The organism is Pseudomonas sp. Marseille-Q5115, from assembly GCF_916618905.1.
Taxonomy (GTDB): domain Bacteria; phylum Pseudomonadota; class Gammaproteobacteria; order Pseudomonadales; family Pseudomonadaceae; genus Aquipseudomonas; species Aquipseudomonas japonica_A.
In genome coordinates, this window is the sequence record NZ_CAKAKI010000001.1 from 3,662,220 (window position 1) to 3,688,814 (window position 26,595).

Genomic DNA, 26,595 nt, shown 5'->3' on the forward strand with positions numbered 1-26,595 from the left:
ACGAGCAACAATGCTGTATCAGAACAACGCAACGGCCTCGCGGCTGCATTGTTCGACTTTGTCCCACTCCCCGCCGCTGATCCACGCCTTGTCGAGCATCCATGTACCGCCTACGCACATCACGTTCGGCAAGCTCATGTAGGCCTTCACATTGCCGGTGTTCACGCCACCGGTGGGGCAGAAGCGAACGTCGCCAAACGGGCCGCCGAAAGCTTTGATTGCCGCAACGCCACCGCAGATCTCTGCGGGGAACAACTTGAAGCGGCGATATCCCAGTGCATAACCCATCATGATTTCCGAGGCTGTGGCGATCCCTGGCAAGAGCGGGATCGCACTTTCCACACCTGCCTGGAGCATGTCCTGGGTGGCGCCGGGCGTTACCACGAACTGAGCGCCCGCTTCTTCCACCGCGGCAAACATCTGCCGGTCCAACACGGTTCCTGCCCCCACGGTCAGCTCCGGCCGGTGCTGGCGAAGCATCTTGATTGCCTTCAGCCCGTACTGGGACCGCAGCGTCACTTCAAGGCAGGTCAGCCCACCCGCCGCCAGCGCATCGGCCAATGGCAGGATTTCGCTTTCGGAATTGATGACTATCACCGGCAGAATCCGCGCACGTTGCGCCATCTCGTCGATGAGTTTGACCTTGTCCGCCATGCGGGATTGTTGTTCAGGCGTCATAACGGCTGATCCTTGGCTCTGGGGCACCGGTGAGGCCGGCGTGTTGTGGTGGTTACTGGGCCGTCAGCGTTCAGGCGGCCGTGTTCAGATATCGCCATACCAGGACCTGCCATCGCGCGTGATCAGCGCAATGGAACTCATCGGGCCCCAGGACCCCGCCGCGTACGGCTTGGGCGCATCGCCGGATTTCTTCCACCCGGCGATCAATTGGTCGCACCAGCGCCAGGCGTATTCGATTTCGTCTTTGCGCACGAAGAGGTTCTGGTTGCCTTGCATCACTTCGAGCAACAGACGTTCGTAGGCATCCGGAATGCGCGAGCTGCGGTAGGTGTCGGAGAAATTGAGCTGCAGCGGTCCGCTGCGCAGATGCATGCCTTTGTCCAGGCCCTGCTCCTTGGTCATTACGCGCAAGGAAATGCTTTCGTCAGGCTGCAGCCGGATTATCAGCTTGTTGCTGATCTGCAGGCGCTGCTCCGGCGCGAAGATGTAGTGCGGCGGTTCCTTGAAGTGGATCACGATCTGCGAGAGCTTTTGCGGCATGCGCTTGCCCGTACGCAGGTAGAACGGCACCCCGGCCCAGCGCCAGTTGCGGATATCGGCGCGCAGGGCCACGAAGGTTTCGGTGTCGCTCTGGGTATTAGAGTTTTCTTCCTCCAGATACCCCGGCACGCCGCGGCCCTCGCTGTAGCCCGCAATGTACTGGCCGCGAACCACATGGGTGCTCAGGCCTTCACCGGTGATGGGCGCCAGCGCCTTGAGTACTTTCACCTTTTCGTCACGGATGGCATCGGCGGAAAGGTCCGCAGGCGGGTCCATGGCGATCAGGCAAAGCAACTGGAGCAGGTGGTTCTGCACCATGTCACGCAATTGACCCGCCTTGTCGAAGTACCCCCAACGCCCCTCGATACCCACCTTCTCGGCAACGGTGATCTCCACATGGGAGATGTAGTTCTGGTTCCACTGGGTTTCGAACAGGCTGTTGGCGAACCGCAAGGCAATCAGGTTTTGTACGGTTTCCTTGCCCAGGTAATGGTCGATCCGGTAAACGCGGTTTTCCGGGAAGTAATGCGCGACCGCATCGTTCACCCGTCGCGAGGACTCCAGGTCGTGACCGATGGGCTTTTCCAGCACAACGCGAGTGCGCTCGGCCAGGCCCACCTTCGCGAGGTTCTCGCAAATGGCGCCGTACACCGCAGCCGGCGTGGCGAAGTAGGCGATTACCTGGGCCGCGGGCCCGATGCGCTCGGCCAGCACGGCATAGTCTTCGGCCAGGAGGAAATCCACATGCAGGTATTCGAGGCGCGCTTTGAACCGCTCCAGATGGTCCGTTTCGAGTTCTGCCGCCGGGACGAATTCGTGCAGGTGCTCTTCGATCGATGCCAGGTGCTCGCCGACTTCGCCAGGCTCACGGGCCAATGCGAACAAGCGGGTATCGGGGTGCAACAACCCTGCGCGCTCCAGCTGGTACAACGCCGGAAACAGTTTTCGCAAGGCCAGGTCACCGAGGGCGCCGAAGAGAGCAAATGTGCAAGGTTCGGAAATCGACAGCATGATATGGGTTCTTTTATCAAGTTGGACGAGTATTACGGGTTTTGACCCCGTCGATCAAGTCGAAATGTAGTAATAAAACAACAAGCGCCACGCTTGCCGCGCCGGGTACTGGTGATCGCCGTGGCCCATCAGTACGATAGACCACCCATCACGGCTGCCGTGCCGGGAAACGACCCGCGGTGCGGGCCGGCCATCACAGGAGATTACATGGATCGCGTGCGCAACCTACTGGAACAGATCCAGGGGCGCCTCGAAGAGCTGAACAAGGCGGAGCGTAAAGTTGCCGAGGTCATTCTCGGCAATCCCCAGCAGGCTACCCGGTTCAGTATCGCCGCACTGGCGCAGGCCGCCAAGGTCAGTGAGCCCACGGTGAACCGCTTTTGCCGCTCGTTCGGCGTAAGCGGGTACCCTGAACTCAAACTTCAACTGGCCCAGAGCCTGGCCAGCGGCGCGGCTTACGTAAGCCGTGCGGTTGCGCCGGACGACGACCCTGCCGCTTATACGCAGAAAATATTTTCCAGTGCCATCGCCTCGCTGGACAGCGCCTGCCAGCAGCTGGACCCGCAACTGGTGAGCCGCGCCGTGGACCTGATGATCCAGGCCCGGCAGATCCACTTCTTCGGGCTGGGTGCTTCGGCGCCGGTGGCCCTGGATGCGCAGCACAAATTCTTCCGTTTCAATCTGGCCGTCTCTGCCCACGCGGACGTGCTGATGCAGCGCATGCTTGCCTCGGTGGCGCATACGGGCGAACTGTTCGTGATCATTTCCTATACCGGGCGCACGCGTGAGCTGGTGGAAGTGGCGCGCATCGCTCGGGAAAACGGCGCGTCGGTGCTGGGGCTGACTGCGGCCGGTTCACCACTGGCGCAGGCGAGCAGCTTGAGCCTGAACATCCCGCTGCCCGAGGACACGGACATTTACATGCCCATGACCTCACGCATCATTCAGCTCACCGTACTCGACGTCCTGGCGACAGGCATGACCCTGCGCCGCGGCTCGGACTTCCAGCCGCACTTGCGCAAGATCAAGGAGAGCTTGAACGCCAGCCGGTATCCCCTCGAAGAGGGGTAACCGAGCGGGTGAGTCCCGGGTTCCACCGGATGGTCCGTGGAGCCCGGGAACCTGTGGGGCACAGTTAGAACTTGGACTGCACCTTCAGGCCAGCCACCAGTGCGTTGTCCACATCATCCACGCCACCTGGGCGCTTGATGTACTGCAGGTTGGGACGCACGGTCAGCCAGTTGGTGACGTGGAAGCCGTAGTAGATCTCGGCGTCGTATTCACTGCTGCGGATCGGCACGTAGCTTGGGTTGTCGTAGTCGTCGATACCGCTCAAGGCGTTGGCCAGGCGAGCGTTGTCAGACACATCGTCGTTCACGTGGATACGTGCGATGCCCACACCGATGTCATCCTTCGGACGGCTGTCCAGCAAGCCTTTGTAAACGAAGCCCACCTGTTGGTAGTTGTCCACGACGGTAGTGTCCTTGTCGTGCACGGTGGCGTTGGCAAAGATGCTCAGGCCGCGGCTGGCGTCGCCGTTGTGGCTGGTCAGCTGCTGCTGGACCACAACCCATGCGCCATGTTTGCTGCCCTGGGTACGGTAGGCACCGCCACTGCTGGCTTGCAACTGGCCGTCTTCGCCTTCGGATACGTCGTTCGCCTTGGCCGTGCTGTAGTAGTAGCCAAGGCGGTACTCACCTGGCAAGCCGTTGACAGTCGGCGACCACACCACTTCCACCGGAATGATCGCGCCCTTGGTGCCGCTGCCGCTCAACTTCCAGGCATTGCCGGTTTCGAGGTAGGACGGGTTCTGCTCGTAGGCACCGATCTGTGCGTAGAACTCAGGCGTGATGTTGTACTTCACGCGCAATGCCCACTGCGACACAGGCCAGTTGTACCAGATGTCCCCGATCCAGTTACCCACCTGCGAGCCGCAGAACGCCAGGTTCTGGAAGTCGCAAGGGAAGCTGTTGAAGTCCTCGCCCTCGCCGAAACGGCCGAATTTCACATCCAGCTTGTCGTCCAGGAAGGTCTGCTTGACCCACATCTGGGTCAGGCGCCAGGTTTGGCCCCGGCCCCATACTTCCTGCGAGGAGCTGAGCGTGCCGGCGCGCGGGTCGCCGATGCGGTCGTTGCTGATGTTGCGGCCGCTACGCTCGGTGATTGCCAGCTTGAACTCCGCGCCGTGCCAGCCAAAGAGCTTTTCCAGGTCCAGCTGTACGCCCAGCGCGAACTGGTCCGAGTAACGAGCCGTACGGTCGTCGTTATAGCCGCCGTTCAGGTTGGTAGCGGCTTCACCTACGTACTCCAGGGTGAAGTCATAACCCTTGTCGTAAAGCTCATGACGCAGCCCGCCCCAGTCGCCAGTGCCGTATTGCGATGCATCGTAGGGCTTGGCCGCGTAGGCAGTGGTTGCCAACCCCATCGCGCCCAACACCGAAAGCTGGCGCGCCAGCCGCAAGGTGCTCGTTTTGGTGATGATTTGCTTGTTCATTCCCTGGCTACCCTCGTTTTATTGTTATTGGAACTCATCGTTGTGCGGCGGGTGTTGGCACCCGCTCACTCAGCGGCCCGTAAAACGAGCCACGTTGTCGCTGCGCGGCTGCTCCACGGGCGCAGCCGCCAATCCCAGACGTTCGCCGGTGGCGGCGTCGAACAGCAGGACCTTGCTCGGATCGAAGCGTACATCCAGCGACGCCCCCACCGCCGGGGCGTCGTCGGGGGCCACCCGGCAGCACACCTTCGTGTCGTTCAAGGTCACGAACACCAGGGTATCGGGCCCGGTAGGCTCGATGACCTGGACTTCCGCCCGCAGGCCGGGGAAAGCGCTGCCCGCCTCCCTTGCCACGATCAGTTGTTCCGGGCGCACACCCAGAATCACCTCTCGGTCCTCAAGGCCTGCGGTATGCAGGCCAAGGGGCAACTCGCAGCGTGCCTGGCCGCTGTCCAGCACAGCGACCAGGCCCACATCCCGCCGCTGCAGGCGCAGCGGAATGAAGTTCATGGGTGGCGAACCGATAAAGCTTGCCACAAACAGGTTAGCCGGATCGTTATAAATATCCTTCGGCGTACCAAATTGCTGAATGATGCCGTCCTTCATCACGGCAACCTTGTCACCCAGGGTCATGGCCTCGATCTGGTCATGGGTTACATACACGGTGGTGGTGCGCAAGCGCTGATGCATCAGCTTGATTTCGGTGCGCATTTCCACGCGGAGCTTGGCGTCCAGGTTCGACAATGGCTCGTCGAACAGGTAGATCTTCGGCCGCCGCGCCAGCGCACGCCCCATGGCCACCCGCTGCTGTTGGCCCCCCGAGAGTTGGCCAGGCTTGCGCGTAAGCAAGTGTTCGATCTGCAGCAGCTTGGCCACGCGGGCCACTTCCTGGTCGATTTCGGCCGTGGGCATCTTGCGGATCTTGAGCCCGAACGCGATGTTCTCGCGCACCGTCATGGTGGGGTACAGCGCGTACGACTGGAACACCATGGCGATGTCCCGGTCTTTGGGGCTCATGCCGCTGATGTCCACGCCGTCGACCATGATCGCGCCGCCGGTGATGTTCTCAAGGCCGGCGATGCAGTTCATCAGGGTCGATTTACCACACCCCGACGGGCCCACCAGGATCAGGAACTCACCAGAGTCGATCGCCAGCTGGATGTCCTTGAGGGTGTCCGGCAAGCCGCTGCCGTAGCTTTTGATTACGTTACGCAGTTCAAGCGTTGCCATGTGCCTTACCCCTTGACCGCGCCGGCCGTGAGCCCGCGCAGGAAATACTTGCCTGCCAGCACATACACTAGCAGCGTCGGTAGCCCGGCGATCATCGCCGCAGCCATATCCACGTTATATTCCTTCACCCCGGTGCTGGTATTGACCAGGTTGTTCAGCGCCACCGTAATGGGCTGGGCATCGCCACTGGCAAACACCACGCCGAAGAGGAAGTCGTTCCAGATCTGGGTGAACTGCCAGATCAGGCACACCATGATGGTCGGGATCGACATCGGCAGCAGAATGCGGCCGAAAATCGTGAAGAACCCTGCTCCGTCCAGCCGCGCGGCCCGTACCAGTGCATCCGGTACGCTCACATAGAAGTTGCGGAAGAACAGCGTGGTAAACGCCAGGCCATACACCACGTGCACCAGTACCAGGCCGGTGGTGGTATTGGCCAGGCCCATCTTGCCAAGGGTGAACGAAGCCGGAAGCAGTACGGTCTGGAATGGCAGGAAGCAGCCAAACAGCAACAACCCGAAGAACAGCTGCGAACCCCGGAAACGCCACATCGACAGCACATAGCCGTTGAGCGCGCCCACGAACGTGGAAATGAGTACGGCCGGAACAGTGATTTTCACCGAGTTCCAGAAATAGCCGCCCACGGTATTCCAGGCTTTCTGCCAGCCTTCTACGGTAAATACCTGAGGAAGGCTCAGCAGGTTGCCCGCAAACACGTCCTCCGGGGACTTGAAGCTGGTGAGCAACATCACCACCAGCGGCACCAGGTAAATCGCCGCGGCGACCAGCAGCACCGCATAGATGGCGACGCGGTCCAGGGTCAGGCCCTGCTTGAGGCGAGTATCAGTCATGGCGCTTGCCTCGCAATTCCGAGTAGAGGTAAGGCACCAGAATGGCCAGGATCGCCCCGAGCATCAGCATGGCACTGGCCGAGCCAACGCCCATCTGCCCACGGCTGAAGGTGAAGGAATACATGAACACGGCGGGCAGGTCGGAGGCATAGCCAGGGCCGCCGGCCGTCATCGCCATCACCAGGTCGAAGCTCTTGATCGCGATGTGCGCCAGGATCATGAAGGCGCTGAAGAACACCGGGCGCAGGCTCGGCAATACGATCTTCATATAAATGGTGGGCAAGCTGGCGCCGTCTACCTGGGCCGCCCGCACGATGGAACTGTCCACCCCGCGCAGGCCGGCGAGGAACAACGCCATCACAAAGCCCGAGGACTGCCACACGGCGGCGATCACCACGCAATAGATCACCCGGTCCTGATCCACCAGCCAGTCCAGCCTGAAGCCTTCCCAGCCCCAGTCGCGCAGCATCTTGTCCAGGCCCAGGCCTGGGTTGAGCAGCCACTTCCAGGCGGTGCCGGTGACGATCATCGACAGCGCCATGGGATACAGGTAAACGGTGCGCAAAAAGCCTTCGCGGCGGATGCGCTGGTCCAGCAGCACCGCGAGGAATACACCGATCACCAGGCTGATGGCGATGAACATACCGCCGAATATCGCCAGGTTCTTGCTGGCGACCCACCAGCGATCGTTGTCCAGCAGGCGCACGTACTGCTGCAGGCCAACGAATTTGTAATTTGGCATGAAGGTGGAACTGGTGAACGACAGCACGAACGTCCAGATGATGTAACCATAGAAGCCCACCAGCACGATCAACATGCTCGGTGCCAACACCAGCTTGGGTAGCCAGCGCTGGAGGGCATCCAGGGGTGACGCTTTGCTCAAGACCGCTACTGAGCTCATGACTTGTGATCCGCTAGAAGCATTCGGGTTCGGGGCCTGCACCGCAGTCATGCTCGTGACCACGGTGCAGGTTGGCTCGGCAGGTTACTTGGCGCTTTTGATAGCGCTTGCCAGTTGCTTGGCGGCCGCGGCCGGGTCTGCACCCGGGTTGTTGATGTAGTTGGTGACTACGTCAAATATCGCGCCCTGAACAGCCAGCGAGGTTGCCATGTTGTGCGCCATGCTCGGCTGCAGGCCACCGCTCTTGTCGTCGGCCAGGAAGTCCTTGGCCGCCTGTTGAGCGCAGCTGTCGAAACCGAGTTTTTCCATGTCGTTCTGCATGTCGGTACGAACGGGGATCGAACCTTTGTTAATGCTGAAGACCTTCTGGAAATCGGTGCCCAACGCGACCTTGGCCAGGTCCTGCTGCGCCGCGATGTTGTTCTTGTCCTTGAGCAGGAACACCGCGAGGGAGTCGATGTTGTAGGTGAAGGCCTTGTCGGTGCCCGGGAACGGCACGCATTGGTAGTCCTTGCCGGCTACCTTGTGCTTGGCGGTCCACTCGCTCTTGGCCCAGTCGCCCATGGCCTGCATGCCGGCCTTGCCGTCGATCACGTCGCCAGCGGCGAGGTTCCAGTCACGGCCCGCGCGGTTGGCGTCCATGTAGGTAGCGACTTTCTTGAGCTCGGTGAAGGATTTCACCATTTCAGGGCCGGTCAGGGTTTTTTCGTCCAGGTCCACGAAGGCTTTCTTGAAGCCATCGGCGCCCATGACCGAGAGCACGACGTCTTCGAAGACAGTGCTGTCCTGCCAAGGCTGGCCACCGTGAGCCAGGGCGATGAAGCCAGCGGCCTTGAGCTTGTCGCCGGCGGCGTAGAACTCTTCGAGGGTGGTAGGCGCCTTGGCGATGCCGGCCTTCTTGAAGACTTCCGGGTTGATCCACAGCCAGTTCACCCGGTGGATGTTCACCGGCACGGCAACGTACTTGCCTTCGAACTTCACGGTATCGGCAACTTTCTTCGACAGCAGCCCGTCCCAGTTTTCCTGCTTGGCAACGTCGGTGAGTGCGTCCGGGTTCAGCAAGCCAGTGCTGCCCCATTCCTGGATGTCGGGGCCTTTGATCTGCGCAACGCCGGGCGGGTTACCGGCCATGGCGCGGCTTTTGAGCACGGTCATGGCAGTGGAACCGCCGCCACCGGCAACAGCGCCGTCTTTCCAGGTGAAGCCGTCTTTTTCTACTTGAGCCTTGAGTACATCAACAGCAGCCTTTTCGCCGCCCGAGGTCCACCAATGCACGACCTCGACGGTGCCTTTGCCATCGGCGGCATGCACAGCGAAGGGGAATAGCGTGGCGAGAGAAACAACAGCGGCGAGGCGATTGATCGCGTTCATCGAAGTACCTTTTTGTTGTTATGCATTGCAAGTCTGGCGCTTGCGCTGCGGGAAGTTTAAGCAGGGTATTTAGCGCAACGGGTAACGAAAGGACGTGCGTTTGTCACCAAGCCGTGACATTTGTCCCGCCACTGGCAACCGCGCTGGCCAGGCTCAAGGATAACGGCAGGCCGGGCAGCAGCACCGCCTGAAGCGCGTGGTACAGGTCCGGCTTGCCGCCCCATACCTCGGCACTGGGCCGATTGCCGGCATCGAGCTCGTGATGCCAGCTCCCGTGTTCCAGGTCGATCAGGAAGCGCTCGGTGAAATCCCAGAACACGCGGTACCACTGTTCATAGTCGGGCTCGGCGGTACGCCTGAGCAGCGCAGCGGCTGCCGAGCTGGCTTCGGCGTGAACCCAGTGCATGCGCTGGCGCACCAGCGGCTGGTCGTCCCAATCCAGCGTATACACCAGCCCTGGCGCGCCATCTATGTGCCAGGCGGTACGGCACGCGGTAGCGAACAGGCTTCGGGCGTTATCCAGCAACCAGCCCGGCGCGGGAAGGCTTCGGCGCTCGAGTGCGGCTTCGAGGTGCAGCAGCAACCGGGCCCACTCGAAGGCATGGCCAGGGGTGCTGCCATACGGGCGGAACGGGTCAGCCGGGCGGGCCTGGTTGTAATGCAGCGAGGGCTGCCAGTCGGGATCGAAATGCTCGATCACGCGATGACCATTGCCGGCTGCATGCGCGTGGATAACCCGCTCGCTGATGCGCAAGGCACGCTGCAGCCACACAGCATCACCGGTTACATCCGCCAAGGCCAGGAACGCCTCCACGCTATGCATGTTGCTGTTGGCGCCGCGGTAAGCTTCTTCGGCAGCCCAGGCCTGGTCGAAGGATTCGCGCATGGCGCCTTGCGCTTCACACCAGAACCGTTGCTCGATCACATCTATGGCCTTGGCCAGGAGAGCCTCGGCGCCGGGCCTGCCCGCTACCACCGCGGAGCTGGCGGCAAGGGCGACGAAGGCGTGGAGGTAGGCGGCCTTGCCGGTATCTTGCGCGCCATCGGCAAGGGCATACCAGCCTCCATGGGCGTGATCCTGCAGGCACCCTTCGAGCGCGGCGATGCCGTGGTCGATCAGCTCACCGTACCCGGGCAAGCCGTTGAGGTGCGCCAGCGCGAAGCTGTGGGTCATTCGTGTGGTGATGAGGGTTTGCGCTTGATCACTCGCCAGCTGGCCACGCTCGTCCAGCGGGCCGAAACCCTCCACAAGCCGCGCTGCCCGCGCGAAACGTGCCAGCCTGCAAGCCTCGGCGCCTAGCCATTGCTGGTGCGCAGGCGCGGCCAGCCAGGTATTGAATCGGGGGTGGTGCCTTTCCATGGGAACCCTGCGTTTTTATTGTTCGCGGGCCGAGTGTAACCAAGCTGCAAGAGTGCCCGCGTAACGAAGCGGTTTTGAAATGTCACCACCTTGTGACGTTTTATCTAGCGGGTAACGGGTTACTGTCGAGGTAGGTACAGGGTTACCCGCAATCCGCCTTCGCGCAGGTTCTGCAGGGTCACTTCACCGCCATGGCTGTGGGCAATATTGCGCGCGATCCCAAGCCCCAGGCCGTAGCCCTGCTGGTTGCTGGACAGGCGCACATGAGGCTCGAACACGGTTTCCAGGCGCTGCGCCGGCACCCCCGGCCCTTCATCATCCACATGCAGCACGAACGCCTTGGCCGAATCCTCCACAACCAGATGGGCACGATCACCGTACTTGAGCGCGTTGTCGATCAGGTTGCCCATGCAACGCTTGAGCGCCAGCGGCTTGCCCCGGTACACCCGGCGCGCGCGGCCATTGACGGTCACCCGGCCGTTGCCCACGGGGCCAAGATACGGCTCCACCAGGCAATCGAGCACCTGGTTCAGGTCCACGCGCTCGATGTTTTCGTGGATGTCTGTGTCCTTTACGCACTGCAAGGCGCCTTTTACCAGCAGGTCCAGCTCGTCGAGGTCACGATTGAAGCGTGCATGCAGGGCTTCGTCCTCGAGCAGTTCCACGCGCAGGCGAAGCCGCGTGATCGGTGTGCGCAAGTCATGGGATATGGCGCTGAACAGCTGGCTGCGCTCGGTCAGATACCGGCTGATGCGTTCGCGCATGGCATTGAAGGCTCGGCTCACCTCCACCACTTCGCTGCCGCCTCCCTCCGCCAGGGGCTGATCAGGCTCCGCACCCAGGGACAGCTCCCGCGCGGCACGGGCGAGCCGCTTGAGGGGCCGGCTTTGCCAGTGCACCAGCAACCCGATGAACACCAGCAGAAAAGCGCTGGTGAGGGCGATGAACAGGAGCTGCTGGGCCGGCAGGCCTTCTTCGTCGAGGCTGGTATAGGGCTCGGGCAAGAGTGACGCAATGTATAGCCACTCGCCGTCGCCCAGGCGGATCTGGGTGACCATCACGGGCGGGTTCACAGGCTCCAGGGTCAGGGCGTAGTGCGCCCAGGAACGTGGAAGATCGTCCAGCGCCAGGCCGCTGTTGAAGATACGCAAGTCCTGAGGCGTCACGAACTGCACCGTCAGGCTCACCTGCTCGCCAAGCTGTTGATGCAATACCGCTTCCACGGCGGTGATAACCGCCTGCCGGCGTGGCGACGGTTCCAGTACGCGCATGCTCAGCGGTTTGTCATTGAGGGACACGAAAAACCGTGTGCCGCCCATGCTGCGCAGCTGGTCCAGAACCAAAGGGCGATAGGCCAACGGCAACGAACGGAAATAGCTCACGCTGGCCGACATCGAATGCGCAAGGCTACGGGCGCTGGTGACCAGGCCCTCGAGCTGGGTTTCCCGCAGCTGCGACAGCCAGATCACGCTCGACAGCGCCTGGGCGAACAGCACGGCCAACAGGGTAAGCAGCAGCATGCGCCCCAGCAGCGAGCGCGGCAGCGGTAGCCGCTTACGCCGCGACAACGTTGGCCGCCAGCAGATAACCACTGCCCCGCACGGTACGGATCAACCGTGGCGGTTTCTCCGTATCGCGCAGGCGTTGGCGAAGGCGGCTGACGGCCATGTCAACGATGCGGTCCAGCGGCATGGGCTCTCGCCCGCGGGTCGCATTGCCAATGGTGTCGCGATCAAGAATCTGCTGAGGATGGTCAAGGAATAACTTGAGCAGGGCGAAATCAGCGCCAGAGAGGATCACTTCTTCGCCGTCCACGTGGAACAAGCGGTGGCTTACAACGTCCAGCCGCCACTCGTCGAAGGCGAGCAGTTCGCTGGTGCGTTCGCTGCCAAATTGCGCCCGTCGCAGCAGCGCCTTGATCCGGGCTTGCAGTTCGCGGGGGCTGAAGGGTTTGCCCAGGTAATCGTCCGCGCCCAGCTCAAGGCCGACGATACGGTCGGCCTCATCAGAGCTGGCGGTGAGCATGATAATCGGCACCTGTGCCTGGCGAGGGTGCTGCCGGGCCCACCGGCACAGGCTGAAGCCATCTTCGTCGGGCAGCATGATGTCCAGGATGACGAGGTCCACGCCAGCTGCGTTGAACGCTTCGCGAAAACCCTGGCCATCGCCGACCGCCCGTACCTGAAAGCCAGCACGGCCCAGGTAGGTGGTCAGCAATTCGCGAATGTCCTGGTCATCATCCACCAGGAGGATGGTCTTTCCGGCAGTGGTCAAAGCGGTCATTCCCCGTCATCCCGGGTCGTCGCCCGTTCGACGCCGATTAGACGCTCAGAGCGGCCCTTCCCGCAAGGCCACTCCTGCCCCGATCAGGCCCGAGAACTCGGCGGTCACAACCCATACCGGCACATTTGAGAAATATCCGCTCATGCAGCCTTTGTCGCCGAAGCTCTCGTTGAAGCCGCTGGCCAGAAAACGCTCGATGAATTTCGGGATCACGCCCCCCACGATATACACCCCACCGAGCCCACCCACGGTAAGCACGTTGTTGCCAGCCACGCGCCCGAGGAAGCGGCAGAACTGATCGATGGCCTGCTCTGCCACGGGGTCGCCCGCCAGCGCCAGCTCGGTCACCTGTGATGGCTGCGCCGCTTTCACCGGGTGGTCGTCCAGCGCGCAGATCGCCTGGTACAAACGCAACAGGCCGCCGCCGCTGAGGATGGTTTCGGCGCTCACATGGCCGATCTCGTCCTGGATGTGCTGGCGCAGGCTGGCTTCACGGGCATTGCCCACCGGAAGGTCCACATGGCCGCCCTCGCCTGGCAAGGCCATGTAGTGCCCGCCCCCGAGGTTGAGCAAGGTGCCAACCCCAAGGCCGGTGCCCGGGCCGATCACCACGGCCGGGCGGCGCGGGTCGGCGCGGCCTTCGCGCACGGTCCTGAATTCACCTTCCTGTAGCTGGGTCATGCCCAGCGCCATGGCGGTGAAGTCGTTGATCAACAGCAGGCGCTCCACCCGCAACGTGTTGCAGAAGGCCTTCTGGCTAAGCCGCCAGTGGTTGTTGGTGAAGCGGAACTCGTCGCCGTCCACGGGCCCGGCAACCGCCAGGCACACCTGAGAGACCGCGCCCGCGGCCAGGCCCTGGTCTTTCAGGTACTGCGCAATGGCTTGCTCGGGGCTGGTGTAGTCGGCGGTGGAGAAAACCTGCACCGCGCGCATCGCATCGTTTTCCCACAGGGCGAAACGAGCGTTGGTGCCGCCGATGTCACCTACCAGTGCCAATGTCATTTAAGGGCTCCCAAAGCCGAGGTAAAGGCGCTGGCGCCCTGCTCGGCCGAGCTGAACGCCACCCGCATGAAACTGAACAGCTCACGACCGCAGCCCACGCTGCTGTCGATGGTTGGCACCGCAGGCTCGCGGGCGGCGAACTCGGCCGGATCGACCTTAAGCTCAAGGCTTCCGGTCGCGCCGTCGACGCGGATGATATCGCCATCGCGCACGCGGGCCAGCGGGCCACCGTCCACCCCTTCCGGGCAGACATGGATCGCGGCCGGGATCTTGCCCGATGCACCAGACATTCGTCCATCAGTAACCAGCGCCACCTTGAAGCCTCGGTCCTGCAGCACGCCGAGGAAGGGGGTCATCTTGTGCAGCTCCGGCATGCCGTTGGCCCGTGGCCCCTGGAAGCGCACTACCGCTACCACGTCGCGCTCCAGCTCACCGGCCTTGAACGCATCGGCCAGTTCCTGCTGGTCTTCGAATACTCGGGCAGGGGCCTCCACTACGCGGAATTCCGGCGCCACGGCCGACACTTTCATCACGCCGCGGCCCAGGTTGCCTTCCATTACACGCAGCCCGCCTTCATTGGAGAAGGGGCGGCTGGCCGGGCGCAGGATCGCTTCTTCGAGGCTATCGCTCGGGCCATCGCGCCATACCAGCTTGCCATTGTCCAGGAACGGTTCGCGGGTGTAGGCGGCCAGGCCTTTGCCCAGTACGGTGTTCACATCTTCGTGCAGCAGCCCGGCGCTCAACAGTTCGCGGATCAGGAACGCCATGCCGCCGGCCGCCTGGAAGTGATTGATGTCCGCTTTACCGTTCGGGTACACGTTGGACAACGTGGGCACCACCTCGGACAGGTCGGCCATGTCCTTCCAGGTGAGCTGGATGCCCGCCGCCATGGCGATCGCCGGCAAGTGCAGAGTGTGGTTGGTGGAACCGCCGGTGGCATGCAAGGCCACGCAGGCATTGACCAATGCGCGCTCGTCGACGATTTCACCCAGCGGCATGAAGTTGCCGCTGGCCTTGGTGATGCGCACCACTTGCTGGGCGGCTTCGACTGTGAGCGCCTCGCGCAGCGGGGTGTTGGGGTTGATGAAGGACGACCCGGGCAAGTGCAGCCCCATGACTTCCATCACCAGCTGGTTGGTGTTGGCGGTGCCGTAGAACGTGCAGGTGCCCGGTGCATGGTAGGAATTCATCTCCGATTCCAGCAGCTCTTCACGCGTGGCCTTGCCTTCGGCGTAGCGCTGGCGGACGTCGGCTTTCTGCTTGTTGGAGATGCCGGACGGCATGGGCCCGCCCGGCACGAAGATGGTCGGCAAGTGCCCAAAACGCAGGGCGCCGATCATCAGGCCCGGAACGATCTTGTCGCAAATGCCCAGGCACAGGGCTGCGTCGAACATGTTGTGGGACAGCGCCACCGCGGTGGCCATGGCGATGGTTTCGCGGCTGGCGATCGACAACTCCATACCCGGTTCGCCCTGCGTAACCCCATCACACATGGCCGGCACACCACCGGCGAACTGGCCTACCGAGCCCATTTCCCGCAGGGCGGCCTTGATCACGTCGGGATAACGCTCGTAGGGCTGATGCGCCGAGAGCATGTCGTTGTAGGCCGACACGATCGCCACGTTCGCCGCATTGAGCAGGCGCAGGTGGTGTTTGTCCTCCGCGCCGCAACCGGCAACGCCGTGGGCAAAGTTCGCGCATTGCAGCTTGCCGCGCTGAGGACCGTCGGTCGCGGCGGCGCGGATCATGGCCAGGTAACGCTCGCGCGTGGGGCGGCTGCGTTCGATCAGCCGTTCGGTAACCTCGAGGACGCGGGGATGCATGTAGGACTCCAGGCTTTGAGTGGGACCGTTATCGGGCGCCGCAGCGGATCGTCCTGGGGTGAAACTTTCAACTTAACTGCCAGGGGTCGATCAAAAGACAGAGCCGTACCGGTCACGCGTTGTAGATAAAACAAAATTCTGCCATCAAAAAGGCTTGTTTTCTATTTCTATGCGAATAATCTTGTAATTCCAATAACAAAACAGATTTGGTGATTCGGATTCCTCGGCTGGAGCGTTCACAATCTGACAGTAGGTAAAGCCATGACCATTCGCATCGCAATCAACGGTTTCGGCCGCATCGGTCGAAACGTCCTTCGTGCACTGTATACCCAAGGCTACCGCCAGAACCTGCAAGTCGTCGCCATCAACGATCTGGGCGACAGCGCCATGAACGCGCACCTGCTCAAATATGACACCGTGCATGGCACGTTCGACGCGACCGTCGAGCATGACGAGCAGGGTTTGAGCGTGAACGGCGACCGGATTGCCGTTTCGGCCATCCGCAACCCCGCCGACCTGCCGTGGAAAGCCCACAACGTAGACGTGGTGTTCGAATGCACCGGCCTGTTCACTGACCGTGAGAAGGCCGCGGCGCACCTCACCGCAGGCGCCGGCAAAGTGATCATCTCCGCCCCGGCCAAGGGTGCCGATGCCACCGTGGTCTATGGCGTGAACCACCACATCCTCACTGCCGAGCACAAGGTCATCTCCAACGCTTCCTGCACCACCAACTGCCTGGCACCGGTGGCACAGGTTCTGGACCGTGAACTGGGCATCGAGCAAGGCCTGATGACCACGATCCATGCCTATACCAATGACCAGAACCTGATCGACGTTTACCACACCGACCCGTTCCGTGCCCGCTCCGCTACCCATTCGATGATCCCCAGCAAGACCGGCGCCGCTGAAGCAGTAGGCCTGGTGCTACCGGAACTCAAAGGCAAGCTGACCGGCATGGCCGTGCGGGTGCCGGTGATCAACGTGTCAGTGGTAGACCTTACGGTGAACGTGAAGCGCGACGTGACCGCCGAGGAAGTAAATGCCCTGTTGAAGGCCGCTGCCGAGGGTTCGAAGGTGCTGGGCTACAACACCTTGCCGTTGGTATCGTGCGACTTCAACCACAACCCGCTGTCGTCCATTTTCGACGCCAATCACACCAAGGTGATCGGGCGCATGGTGAAAGTGATGGCCTGGTACGACAACGAATGGGGCTTCTCCAACCGTATGCTCGATAACTGCCTGGCCCTGTGTAACGCCAGGTAATGGTTCCCACGGGGACCCGGCTTGACCCAGGCAGCAGATGAGAAGCATTATCATCCGCTGCCAAATGGTCAGGTCGCCCCGTGAACCCCTCTCGTCTGGATGTCGTGTTTCTCCGCCAACGCCTCAGCCTGCTTCGTACGCTTCAGGGCCTGGTCCGTAATGCCAGCGTAGCCGAGGACCTGCTCCACGAAACCTGGCTCAGGGTTTCGCGTGCGCTGGCCGAGCGCCCCGTGGATCATCTCGAACCCTTCGTGTTCCAGACCGCCCGCAACCTGGCGCTCGACCACCTGCGCGCCCAGCGCCGCCACGCCCGCCTGGTGGATACCGAACTGCCCGCGCACGCCTTGCACAATGTGGCCGAGGAGCGCAGCAGCGCGGAGGACGCGGCCTATGCCGAACGGCTGCTGCGCCGCCTGAGCACGGAGGTGGCTGGCTTTACGCCGCGACAGCGGGAGATTTTCGTGCGCAACCGCCTTCACGGCCAGCCCTGCCCTGCTATCGCCAACGAACTGGGGATATCCGCGAGCACCGTGCAGAAAGAACTCAAGCAGATCATGCTTATATGCCTGCACGCTACAGGGCATGGTAGTGAGTAGTCGCCCGCGTGATCAGCGCCTAAGCTGCGGGGATCGAAACCAGGAGAAGCACCCGATGACCGACGCATCGCCCGGCAAGGCCCTGGAAGAGGCCGTGGAATGGATGATCGTCCTGCAAAGCCCTACGCCTGCGCAGTGCCAGGCCTTCGATGCCTGGCTGGCCGAAAACCCGTTGAACATAGATGCCTACTCCAAGGCTTGCGCGGGCTGGAACCATGAGGCCGTAGCGCACGTGGCGCAGGCACTGGAAGTGCCCCGAAGCGCGGCCAAACCCCGGCCGTCACGCAAAGGCCGCTGGCGCCATGCCGTCGCGGCCATGCTGGTTATTGGTGTAGCCGGCGTGAGCAACCTGCCGCTGCGGCTGCAGGCCGACCACCTCACCGCAACGGGAGAGCGGCAGCGGTTCGACCTCAACGACGGCACCCAGGTGGTGCTCAATACCGACACGGCCTTGTCCAGCGATGGCCAGGAGGGCACGCGCTCGGCGCACCTCTACCAGGGCGAGGCGTGGTTCGACGTACCTGGGCGCGCTCGCCCATTGGAGGTGCAGGCCGGCCCTCTGGTGGCACATGCCAATGGCAGCACGTTCACCGTACGCCTGTTGAAGGGCGAAACGCGTGTGCAGGTGGCGCGTGGCGAAGTGCAACTGGAAGGCGCCCGGCAAACCCTCAATGTGCCTGCGGGCATGGGTGTAAGCCTCGATGCTTCGGGTTTCAGCCGCCCTGCCCCGCTGCATCCGGACGAAGACCTCGCCTGGCTGCGAGGGCGACTGGTGTTCGTTGACCGCCCCTTCAAGCAGGTGCTCGCGGAGCTCAGCCGTTATTACCCTGGCTGGATCGTGATGGCCAACGATGCCCTTGGCGAGCGGCGTATCACCGGTAATTACAATGTGCAGGATCCCGCCGCCGCCCTTCGTGCGCTGGCTCAAGTCACTGCGGCAAGCCTTCGGGAGCTTCCTGGCGTGATGCTGCTGAACTGAACCCCTCACAGCACGCGTACCCTTTCATAGCGGGCGCCAAATTTTTTTTTTACGCGTTTACGCCGTTCATTCGTCTCGTCTTCTTGCCAATGCAAATTATTCGCATCAAGACGGAGCCTTTCATGCATCATCCCCTGCTTCCCGGCGCCTTGTTTGCCCTCACGGCCGTACTAAGTACCGCAGCCCAGGCGCAACCTGGCGACAGCCGCGATTTTCGCATCGTTCCACAGCCACTGCCCGCAGCGCTCAATGCCTTCAGCCTGGTCACCGGCTGGCAATCCGGGCTACCGGCGGAGCTGGGCCAGAATGTAATGTCCAGCGGCGTAACCGGCCACTATGCCCCCGAGGAAGCGCTGGCCCAGTTGCTCAAAGGTACCGGGCTTTCCTACCGTAAGGTGGGCGATAACTCGGTGGTGCTCACGCGTCAGGCCGCGGTCGAGCTGGCGCCCGTCACCGTCAGTGCCACCCGCCGCGCGCAGGCCGTTAGCGAGGTACCGGCGAGCGTGAGCGTGATCGAGCGGCAAAGCCTGGACCGGGACAACGTCAATACCATCCACGATGCCGTGCGCTACGAGCCAGGCGTGAGCGTGGGCGGTGCCGGGCAGCGTTCCGGGCTTACCGGCTACAACATCCGCGGCATCGACGGCGATCGCATTCTTACCCAGGTGGATGGCGTGGCGATTCCCGAAAGCTATTTCTTCGGCCCTTACGCACAAACCCAGCGCAATTACGTAGATCCCGAAATCATCAAGCGAATGGAGATCCTGCGCGGCCCCAGTTCGTCCCTTTACGGCAGCACGGCCATCGGCGGTGCCGTGAGCTATTACACGCTCGACCCCGAAGACATCATCAAACCCGGAGAAGCCTTGGGCGCGCGGCTCAAGGCCGGTTACAGCTCCCGCGACAACAGCTGGCTCAAGTCCGGCACTTTCGCCGCGCGCCACGGGGCTTTCGATGGCCTGCTGCACCTAAGCCAACGCGATGGGCATGAAACGGAATCCTATGGAGGTAACAATGGCACCGGGCTAGCTCGCACCGCAGCCAACCCGCAGGACGTGCGCAGCAGCAGCGTGCTGGCCAAGGCTGGCTGGAACTACACCGACGACGGCCGCGTGGTGCTCACCTACGAGAAATACAAAAGCGAGACCGAAGCCGACATCAAAAGCGCGGTGGGCGGGCCTTTCATCTATGGCGCTGCGAGCGGCATGTACCGCTCGCGCAACACAGACGACACCCTTACCCGCGAGCGCTTCGGCATCGCCCACAGCTTCAGCCTGAACAGCCTGCTGGCGGACGAAGCCAAGTGGAGCCTGAACTACCAACTGGCCAAGACCGACGAGCAGACCGACGAGCTGTATGTCCCCTTTACCCGTCAGGTGCTGCGCCACCGCGATACCACCTACAAGGACCGCCAGTGGATTTTCGACGGCCAATTGGAGAAAGCCTTCACCCTCGGCCTCACGGACCACGACCTTACCTACGGCGCAACGCTCAAGCGCCAGAAGGTAACCGGGTTGCGTTACGGGTACGGCACCTGTGTGGCCAATGGGTTGAACTGCAGAGCGGGCAACCCGAGTGCCGGTGACTACCTGGCGCCGGAAAGCGACTTTCCAGACCCGACCGTGGATACCTTCAGCGTGTTCGCCCAGGATGAAATCCGCGTGGGCAACTGGTCATTCCTGCCGGGCGCGCGCTACGACTACACCCGTCTGAGCCCGCACCTCACGGATGAATTCCTGAACACCATCACCGCTACCGACGCCACGTTCAGCGACGAAACGAAAACCTGGCACCGCCTGTCCCCCAAGCTGGGGATTACCTACGCGTTTACCGAGAACACAAGCTGGTATGGCCAATACGCCGAAGGTTTCCGCACGCCCACGGCCAAGGCGCTCTACGGTCGCTTCGAGAATGCCGCTGGCGGTTACCGGGTAGAACCCAACCCCGACCTGGAGCCGGAAAAAAGCCGCAGTTTCGAAACCGGCCTGCGCGGCTACTACGACACCGGCAGCTTTGAGCTGGCCCTGTTCTACAACAAATACCGCGACTTCATAGATGAAAACCAACTGAAGGGTGCCTACGACGCAGTCACCTTCCAAAGCAGCAATATTCGCCGTGCCAGCATTCGCGGTGTGGAGCTCAAGGGCCGCTTGAACCTGGACCGTTTCGGCGCGCCGGAGGGGTTCTACAGCCAGGGCTCACTCGCCTATGCCCGCGGGCGCAACGACGATACCGGCCAGCCCATCAACAGCATCAACCCCCTCACCGGCGTGCTTGGGCTGGGCTACGAGCAACCGCGCTACGGCGGGCTGATGAGCTGGACACTGGTCAAACGCAAAACCCGAGTCGATGGCAGCAGCTTCAACACCCCCGATGGTGGCACCCTGTTCAAGACGCCGGGGTTCGGCACGCTGGACCTCACCGGTTATTACAAGCTCAGCGACGACCTGACCGTGAACGCCGGCCTGTACAACCTGACCGACAAGAAATACTGGCTGTGGGATGACGTGCGTGGCTACGACAGCGTGGGCGAAGCGGCAGTGACCGCACCCGCGAACCTGGACCGCCTCACCCAGCCCGGCCGCAACGTCTCCGTCAACCTGGTGTGGGACATCTGACACCCCTGCTGGGCCGTGTGCCGCGGCCCGGCACCTTCGAATCCTGGAGCGACCCCATGAACGCAAACGCCACCTTCCCGCAGCAAACCCTCGCACGCCCGCTACGCTCGCAACGGCTGAGCCAAGCCACCCATGCCCCTCACGACGTGCTCGACAGGCTGGTGAAGGCCCAGGCACCCTTCGATTCGCTCGAAGGCTTCAGCCGCTTCGTGACGGCCCAGTACCTGTTCCAGGCCGAACTCGAAACGCTTTATAACAACCCTCGCCTGGTAATCCATTTCCCCGATCTGCCCTCGCGCTGCCGTCTGGAACAGGCGCGCTCAGACCTATCATATCTGCACGTAGAGCTACCTGCCGCAGTGCCCGGCGCGCCGGCGGGTTTGTCCCTCGGCGAAGCGCTGGGCTGGATTTTTGTCTCTGAAGGGTCGAAACTCGGCGCCGCATTCCTCCTCAAGCGCGCGGAGGCCCTCGGGTTGTCGCCTACGCAGGGGGCTCGCCATCTGGCCGAACCCGAAGGGGGCCGGGCGGCGGGCTGGAAGGCCTTTGTCAAAGTGTTGGATGCCGTGACGCTGGACGAACGTGAGGAGCAGCTTGCCGAGGCAGGCGCGCTCGCGGCGTTTGAGCGCTTTACTGTATTGCTGCAAACGGCCTTTGCCCGTGCACAGGCTTGAATTCATTGCCCGGCCCGCCCTTGGCGTGGCCGGGCCCCATCTCTGCACGGTGCCGATGACCGCCCAGCTTCCCCCCAACCGCTCGCGGCTCGCCCGCCTTCTTTACGGTGTGCTTGCTTACGTATGCCTGGGCATCGGCATCATTGCCATTTTCGTCCCGGGCCTGCCCACTACCGAGTTCGTGCTGATCGCGGCATGGGCCGCTACCCGCAGCTCGCCCAGGCTTGCTGCCTGGCTGGAGCACCACAAGGTGTTCGGCCCGATCATCCGCAACTGGCGTAACGGCAAGGTGATCACACGGCGGTCGAAACTTGCCGCCACCTTCAGCATGCTGGCGTGCGCCGTGATCATGTGGCTGACCTTGCGCCATTACTGGGCGATCTATGCGGCCATCGGTGGCATGGTACTGGTGAACCTGTGGATCTGGTCGCGCCCTGAAGGGGTAAAAGGATCCAACAAGCAAGAACCGCCCGTCTAAATATTTAAAGTCCTTGTATGGCTTGCCGATGCGGTGAGGTAGTCGAACGTTCGGCTTGCGGGGTGCGCCACAGCCCTCGCTGATCACCTCACCCCATTACGAGCGCGCCCCATGCTGCAGTCACTTTCTATCCGTTTGAAGATAGTCCTCCTGGCGGGGCTATGTCTTGTTGCCGTGGTCGCCACCGTGGTGGGCATGAATATTTACCAAAGCCGGCAAAACAATGCCTTGGTCAGCGACTCGAGCGAGCGGATGCTCACCCGTAGCGTCGAGAAGCTGCTGCTGGCGCAGGCGGCGGAAAAAGCCGCTTCGCTGCAAAAGGCCTACAGCGCAGACCTGATGCTGGCCAGTGATGTAGCCGAGCAGATGGGCCAGCTGAGCAGCGCGGGCAAACGCCATGACTTCAGCGATCGCGCCATCCGTGAGGAAGCCAACCGCGCGCTGGAGCTGAGCTTCAAGCGCAACCGTGACGTGCTGGGGGTGTGGGCAGTCTTCCAGCGTGACGCCTTTGATGGCGATGACGCCAGCTTTGTAGCCGATCTGGCACGCGGCTCCAACGAAACCGGCCGCTTCGGCAGCTACTGGAGCCGCTACGACGGCACCGACAACAATACCGCCATCGATGAAGACGATCTGGTGAAGTCGGACATCAACGCCAGCGGCCTGCCCTACAACACCTGGTACACCTGCGCCCTGCAAAGCGGCAAGCTGTGCCTGCTCGAGCCCTACGCCGACACCATTGGCGACAAAACCGTGCTGATGACTACCATCGCATTGCCCATCCGTGTCGATGGCAAGGTGGTGGGCGTGGCCGGTGTAGACCTGGCCCTCAACTCGCTTCAGGTCAGCGCGGTACAGGCCAAAGCTGAGCTGTTCGACGGCGCAGGCCACATCATGGTGCTTTCCAGCAAAGGCGTGTTAGCCGCCAACAGCGATGCGGCCGATACCCTCGGCAAGCGCATCGACACCGCCCTCGGCGACGAAGGCCGGGAGATCCTGCAGCTGGTACAAGGTGGCACCGCCAAGGTTATCGCCCGCGGCGACCTGATCCGCGCCATTTATCCCGTAACACCGGTGGAAGGCGCCCCTTCATGGGGAGTAGCCATCGACCTGCCCCGCAATGTATTGCTGGCTGATGCCCTGAAACTTCAGAAGCTGCTGGATGCCGAGCAAACCAGCGGCACCTTGCAAACCCTGGCCGTGGCTGTCGTGGCAGGCCTGCTCGGCTTGCTGTTGCTGTGGCTCACGGCGTCGGGCGTGACCCGCCCGATCACCAGCGTGGCCATGATGCTCAAGGACATCGCCAGCGGCGAAGGCGACCTCACTCGCCGGATCCAGTACGCTCGCCGCGATGAATTGGGCGAACTGGCGAGCTGGTTCAACCGTTTCCTCGACAAGCTGCAACCTACCATTGCTCAGATCAAGACCAGTATCACCGAGGCGCGCGCCACGGCGGACCAGTCTTCGGAAATCGCTCGGCAGACCAGCGATGGCATGCAGGTGCAATTCCGCGAGATCGACCAGGTGGCCACCGCTTCGAACCAGATGAGTGCCACCGCTCAGGAAGTGGCAAGCAGCGCGTCCAATGCGGCCAGCGCAGCCCGGGGAGCGGACCAGTCTGCACGGGATGGCATGAGCATCATCGAGCGCAGCACCCGTGACATCAACGGGCTGGCCGAAGAAGTCAGCAAGGCCGTGGCCGAGGTGGAGACCCTGGCGGTGAACAGCGAGCAGATCGGTACCGTGCTCGAAGTGATCCGCAGCATTGCCGAGCAGACCAACCTGCTGGCGTTGAATGCTGCCATCGAGGCGGCCCGCGCTGGCGAGAGCGGCCGTGGCTTCGCGGTGGTGGCCGACGAAGTGCGTAACCTGGCCAAGCGTACCCAGGACTCGGTGGAAGAAATTCGCCACGTGATCGAGCGCATCCAGGGGGCGACCCGCGACGTGGTGTCGACCATGCATTCGAGCCAAGGCAAGGCCCAGGAAAACGCCACGCAGATTCTCCAAGCGTCGTCTGCCCTTACCCGCATCAGTGAGGCGGTTGGCGTGATCAGCGAGATGAACCTGCACATCGCCAGTGCCGCGGAAGAACAAAGCGCCGTGGCCGAAGAAGTGAACCGCAACGTATCGGCGATCCGCATGGTGACCGAAACCCTGACCGGGCAGGCAACGGAGTCGGCACAGGTCAGCAGCCAGCTCAACGCCCTGGCCAGCCAGCAAATGCGCCTGATGGACCAGTTCAAGGTCTGATTGCCAATTGCGGTCTATGCTTCTAGCGTCTACGCCCCGGCCCCCGGGGCGTTTCAGCAAGGGAGCGCTATCGATGTTCGAACCGGGCCATTTGCATCTTGAACACATCCCAGCCCAGCCACGCGATGTTGCGTACCGGCTGGACATCACCTACGAGCCTCACGACGAGCCAAACGGCACGGTGATGCACTTCCAGGTTACTGGAGATATCGCCGGGCAGCCGTTGGACGAAGGCCTGGACCTGCCCGCGGACCTGGCCTTCAATTTCGCCAGCGACATCGACCACCTGGCGCGCCAGCATGGGATGCCGGCGACCCAGGTGCTACCCATCAGCATTCACAAGCAGTACGACGCCATGTTCGCTGACATTCAGAACAAACTGCAGCGTTCACCTGGCGACCCGGTCGATCCCGCGCACTTGCCCACACTGTAGGCAAGCGCGGGCAGCGGTTCCTTCATACCTGAGGGCAAGGCATAATTCGCGGCTTCTGCCGCTCAGGCCCGCCCGCCCCCTATGCGCATTCACGTAAGTTTCCAAGACCGCGTCGGTATCACCCAGGAGGTGCTTGCCCTGCTGGGCGCGCGCAACCTCAACCTGGATGCCGTGGAAATGGTCCCGCCCAATGTCTACATCGACGCGCCCACGCTCAGCCCGGCGGTGCTGGATGAGCTGCGCGGGGCGCTGTTTGCCGTGCAAGGCGTGAATGCAGTCACGGTGGTAGACATGCTGCCCGGCCAGCGCCGGCATTTGCAGCTCGACGCGCTGCTGGCCGCCATGAGCGACCCGGTGCTGGCGGTGGACACGGCCGGCACGGTACTGCTGGCAAACCCCGCCATGGTGTCGCTATATGGGCGCGACCTCGCGGGCCAACCGCTGAGCGAGCTGTTCAACGACCCTGCAGTGATGACGGCCTTGCTGGAAAACGGATTTCGCTTGCCGCTGCGAGAAGTGGCAGTAGAAGGCGAGCCGCTGTTGCTGGAGGCAACCCCCATCCCCAACGCCGGGGCACTGCTTACGCTATACCCGCCCAACCGGATCGGCGAGCGGCTGGCGGCGTTGCACCACGACCATGCCGAAGGCTTCGAGGCGCTGCTGGGAGAGTCCGCTGCCATTCGCCAACTCAAGGCGCGGGCGCAACGTATCGCAACGCTGGATGCACCCTTGCTCATTCAGGGCGAAACCGGCACTGGCAAGGAATTGGTTGCGCGGGCGTGCCATACCGCCAGTGCACGCCACAATGCGCCATTCCTGGCGCTCAACTGTGCCGCGCTGCCGGAAAACCTCGCCGAGAGTGAACTGTTTGGCTATGCCCCGGGCGCGTTCACTGGGGCGCAGCGCGGCGGCAAGCCTGGCTTGATGGAGCTGGCGCATCAGGGAACGGTCTTTCTCGATGAAATTGGCGAGATGTCTCCGTACCTCCAGGCCAAGCTGTTGCGGTTTCTCAATGACGGCAGCTTCCGGCGAGTGGGCGGCGAACGCGAGGTGAAGGTGAACGTGCGTATTCTCAGCGCCACGCACCGGGACCTGAACAAGATGGTCAGCGAGGGGAGTTTCCGCGAAGACCTGTACTACCGGCTCAATGTGCTCAACCTGGACGTGCCGCCGCTGCGGGACCGCGGGCAGGACATCCTGTTGCTGGCGCGCTGGTTCATGCGCCAGGCCTGTGCACAGATCGGCCGGCCTATATGCCGTTTGGCGCCCGGCACCTACCCGGCGCTGCTCGGCAATCGCTGGCCAGGCAATGTTCGCCAACTCCAGAACGTGATCTTCCGCGCCGCGGCTATCTGCGAAAGTACCCTGGTAGACATTGGCGACCTGGACATCGCCGGCACTTCCGTAGCGCAACACCGGGACCGGGATGTGCAAAGCCTGGAACAGGCCATGGACGACTACGAACGCGCCCTACTGGAAAAGCTCTACGCCGACTACCCCTCCAGCCGCCAGCTTGCCGCCAGGCTGCACACCTCGCACACCGCCATCGCCAATCGGCTGCGCAAATATGGGATACCGGGGCAGAGGGGGTGATGAACCCTAGTCTTTCTGTTGGTCTTCACAGCCGTCCACATAATCGTGACGCCCCCGTAATGAATTCAATACGGTGTATATATCACGTTACACCCCCCGAGGCCGCCTAGGCACTGACTTCGCTTAAAACCGTAACGGAACCGCTACACCGCCGTTCCTCACGCTGTTTC

At 62.4% G+C, this 26,595-nt stretch carries 22 protein-coding genes and 1 pseudogene; 11 read left to right on the forward strand and 12 right to left on the reverse strand.

Annotation, left to right across the window (positions count from 1 at the left end):
* Positions 1 to 18: 18 nt before the first annotated feature.
* Positions 19 to 678, reverse strand: coding sequence for a bifunctional 4-hydroxy-2-oxoglutarate aldolase/2-dehydro-3-deoxy-phosphogluconate aldolase (locus LG385_RS16765; protein ID WP_181117130.1), 660 nt, complete (start codon positions 676 to 678; stop codon positions 19 to 21).
* 84 nt (positions 679 to 762) lie between these two features.
* Positions 763 to 2,229, reverse strand: a complete 1,467-nt coding sequence (gene zwf / locus LG385_RS16770; RefSeq protein ID WP_181117129.1) for a glucose-6-phosphate dehydrogenase — start codon at positions 2,227 to 2,229, stop codon at positions 763 to 765.
* Between the two features lie 216 nt (positions 2,230 to 2,445).
* Between zwf and hexR the strand changes: the two genes are divergently transcribed.
* Positions 2,446 to 3,300, forward strand: coding sequence for a DNA-binding transcriptional regulator HexR (gene hexR, locus LG385_RS16775; protein ID WP_181117196.1), 855 nt, complete (start codon positions 2,446 to 2,448; stop codon positions 3,298 to 3,300).
* Between the two features lie 64 nt (positions 3,301 to 3,364).
* On the opposite strand, the gene LG385_RS16780 is transcribed toward hexR, so the two are convergent.
* From LG385_RS16780 to edd, 10 genes are all read right to left on the reverse strand, one after another.
* A complete protein-coding gene (locus tag LG385_RS16780; RefSeq protein ID WP_413247386.1) occupies positions 3,365 to 4,654 on the reverse strand; it encodes a carbohydrate porin in 1,290 nt (429 codons plus the stop codon).
* Positions 4,655 to 4,792: 138 nt separating this feature from the next.
* Positions 4,793 to 5,953 carry an ABC transporter ATP-binding protein gene (locus LG385_RS16785; RefSeq protein ID WP_181117127.1) on the reverse strand — a complete coding sequence of 387 codons (1,161 nt, stop codon included), beginning with the start codon at positions 5,951 to 5,953 and terminating at the stop codon, positions 4,793 to 4,795.
* A 5-nt stretch (positions 5,954 to 5,958) separates the two neighbouring features.
* On the reverse strand, positions 5,959 to 6,804 hold the full coding sequence (locus LG385_RS16790; RefSeq protein WP_181117126.1) for a carbohydrate ABC transporter permease: 846 nt from the start codon (positions 6,802 to 6,804) through the stop codon (positions 5,959 to 5,961).
* The gene (locus tag LG385_RS16795; protein WP_181117125.1) at positions 6,797 to 7,705 is read right to left on the reverse strand and encodes a carbohydrate ABC transporter permease; all 909 of its coding nucleotides are present in this window, start codon (positions 7,703 to 7,705) and stop codon (positions 6,797 to 6,799) included. The genes LG385_RS16790 and LG385_RS16795 overlap by 8 nt, the downstream gene beginning before the upstream one ends.
* Before the next feature lie 84 nt (positions 7,706 to 7,789).
* Positions 7,790 to 9,076: an ABC transporter substrate-binding protein gene (locus LG385_RS16800; RefSeq protein WP_181117124.1), complete on the reverse strand. Its 1,287-nt coding sequence runs from the start codon at positions 9,074 to 9,076 to the stop codon at positions 7,790 to 7,792.
* Between the two features lie 103 nt (positions 9,077 to 9,179).
* Positions 9,180 to 10,436, reverse strand: a complete 1,257-nt coding sequence (locus LG385_RS16805) for an AGE family epimerase/isomerase (protein ID WP_225775186.1) — start codon at positions 10,434 to 10,436, stop codon at positions 9,180 to 9,182.
* A gap of 119 nt (positions 10,437 to 10,555) precedes the next feature.
* On the reverse strand, positions 10,556 to 11,956 hold the full coding sequence (locus LG385_RS16810; protein WP_318781424.1) for an ATP-binding protein: 1,401 nt from the start codon (positions 11,954 to 11,956) through the stop codon (positions 10,556 to 10,558).
* Between the two features lie 34 nt (positions 11,957 to 11,990).
* The gene (locus LG385_RS16815; protein ID WP_413247331.1) at positions 11,991 to 12,719 is read right to left on the reverse strand and encodes a response regulator; all 729 of its coding nucleotides are present in this window, start codon (positions 12,717 to 12,719) and stop codon (positions 11,991 to 11,993) included.
* A 45-nt stretch (positions 12,720 to 12,764) separates the two neighbouring features.
* Positions 12,765 to 13,721: a glucokinase gene (locus LG385_RS16820; RefSeq protein ID WP_225775187.1), complete on the reverse strand. Its 957-nt coding sequence runs from the start codon at positions 13,719 to 13,721 to the stop codon at positions 12,765 to 12,767.
* Complete coding sequence (gene edd / locus LG385_RS16825) at positions 13,718 to 15,544, reverse strand: phosphogluconate dehydratase (protein WP_181121871.1); 1,827 nt, start codon at positions 15,542 to 15,544, stop codon at positions 13,718 to 13,720. Before edd ends, LG385_RS16820 begins: the two co-directional genes overlap by 4 nt.
* A 261-nt stretch (positions 15,545 to 15,805) precedes the next feature.
* On the opposite strand from edd, the gene gap reads away from it, so the two are divergent.
* From gap to LG385_RS16870, 10 genes and pseudogenes are all read left to right on the forward strand, one after another.
* Complete coding sequence (gene gap / locus LG385_RS16830; protein WP_225775188.1) at positions 15,806 to 16,807, forward strand: type I glyceraldehyde-3-phosphate dehydrogenase; 1,002 nt, start codon at positions 15,806 to 15,808, stop codon at positions 16,805 to 16,807.
* 80 nt (positions 16,808 to 16,887) lie between these two features.
* Positions 16,888 to 17,403 carry an RNA polymerase sigma factor gene (locus LG385_RS16835; protein WP_225775189.1) on the forward strand — a complete coding sequence of 172 codons (516 nt, stop codon included), beginning with the start codon at positions 16,888 to 16,890 and terminating at the stop codon, positions 17,401 to 17,403.
* Between the two features lie 55 nt (positions 17,404 to 17,458).
* On the forward strand, positions 17,459 to 18,382 hold the full coding sequence (locus tag LG385_RS16840) for a FecR family protein (protein WP_225775190.1): 924 nt from the start codon (positions 17,459 to 17,461) through the stop codon (positions 18,380 to 18,382).
* Positions 18,383 to 18,504: 122 nt separating this feature from the next.
* Complete coding sequence (locus tag LG385_RS16845) at positions 18,505 to 21,000, forward strand: TonB-dependent receptor (protein ID WP_225775191.1); 2,496 nt, start codon at positions 18,505 to 18,507, stop codon at positions 20,998 to 21,000.
* Between the two features lie 56 nt (positions 21,001 to 21,056).
* Positions 21,057 to 21,671: a biliverdin-producing heme oxygenase gene (locus LG385_RS16850; RefSeq protein WP_225775192.1), complete on the forward strand. Its 615-nt coding sequence runs from the start codon at positions 21,057 to 21,059 to the stop codon at positions 21,669 to 21,671.
* 55 nt (positions 21,672 to 21,726) lie between these two features.
* The gene (locus LG385_RS16855) at positions 21,727 to 22,149 is read left to right on the forward strand and encodes a YbaN family protein (protein WP_225776271.1); all 423 of its coding nucleotides are present in this window, start codon (positions 21,727 to 21,729) and stop codon (positions 22,147 to 22,149) included.
* A 366-nt stretch (positions 22,150 to 22,515) separates the two neighbouring features.
* Positions 22,516 to 23,541 (forward strand): annotated as a pseudogene (locus LG385_RS25800) (HAMP domain-containing protein); the annotation flags it as partial.
* Positions 23,542 to 23,643: 102 nt separating this feature from the next.
* Positions 23,644 to 24,399, forward strand: coding sequence for a methyl-accepting chemotaxis protein (locus LG385_RS25805; protein ID WP_375139239.1), 756 nt, complete (start codon positions 23,644 to 23,646; stop codon positions 24,397 to 24,399).
* Between the two features lie 73 nt (positions 24,400 to 24,472).
* Complete coding sequence (locus LG385_RS16865) at positions 24,473 to 24,832, forward strand: DUF5064 family protein (protein WP_225775194.1); 360 nt, start codon at positions 24,473 to 24,475, stop codon at positions 24,830 to 24,832.
* Between the two features lie 81 nt (positions 24,833 to 24,913).
* Positions 24,914 to 26,425, forward strand: a complete 1,512-nt coding sequence (locus tag LG385_RS16870) for a sigma-54-dependent transcriptional regulator (protein WP_225775195.1) — start codon at positions 24,914 to 24,916, stop codon at positions 26,423 to 26,425.
* Positions 26,426 to 26,595 lie beyond the last annotated feature (170 nt).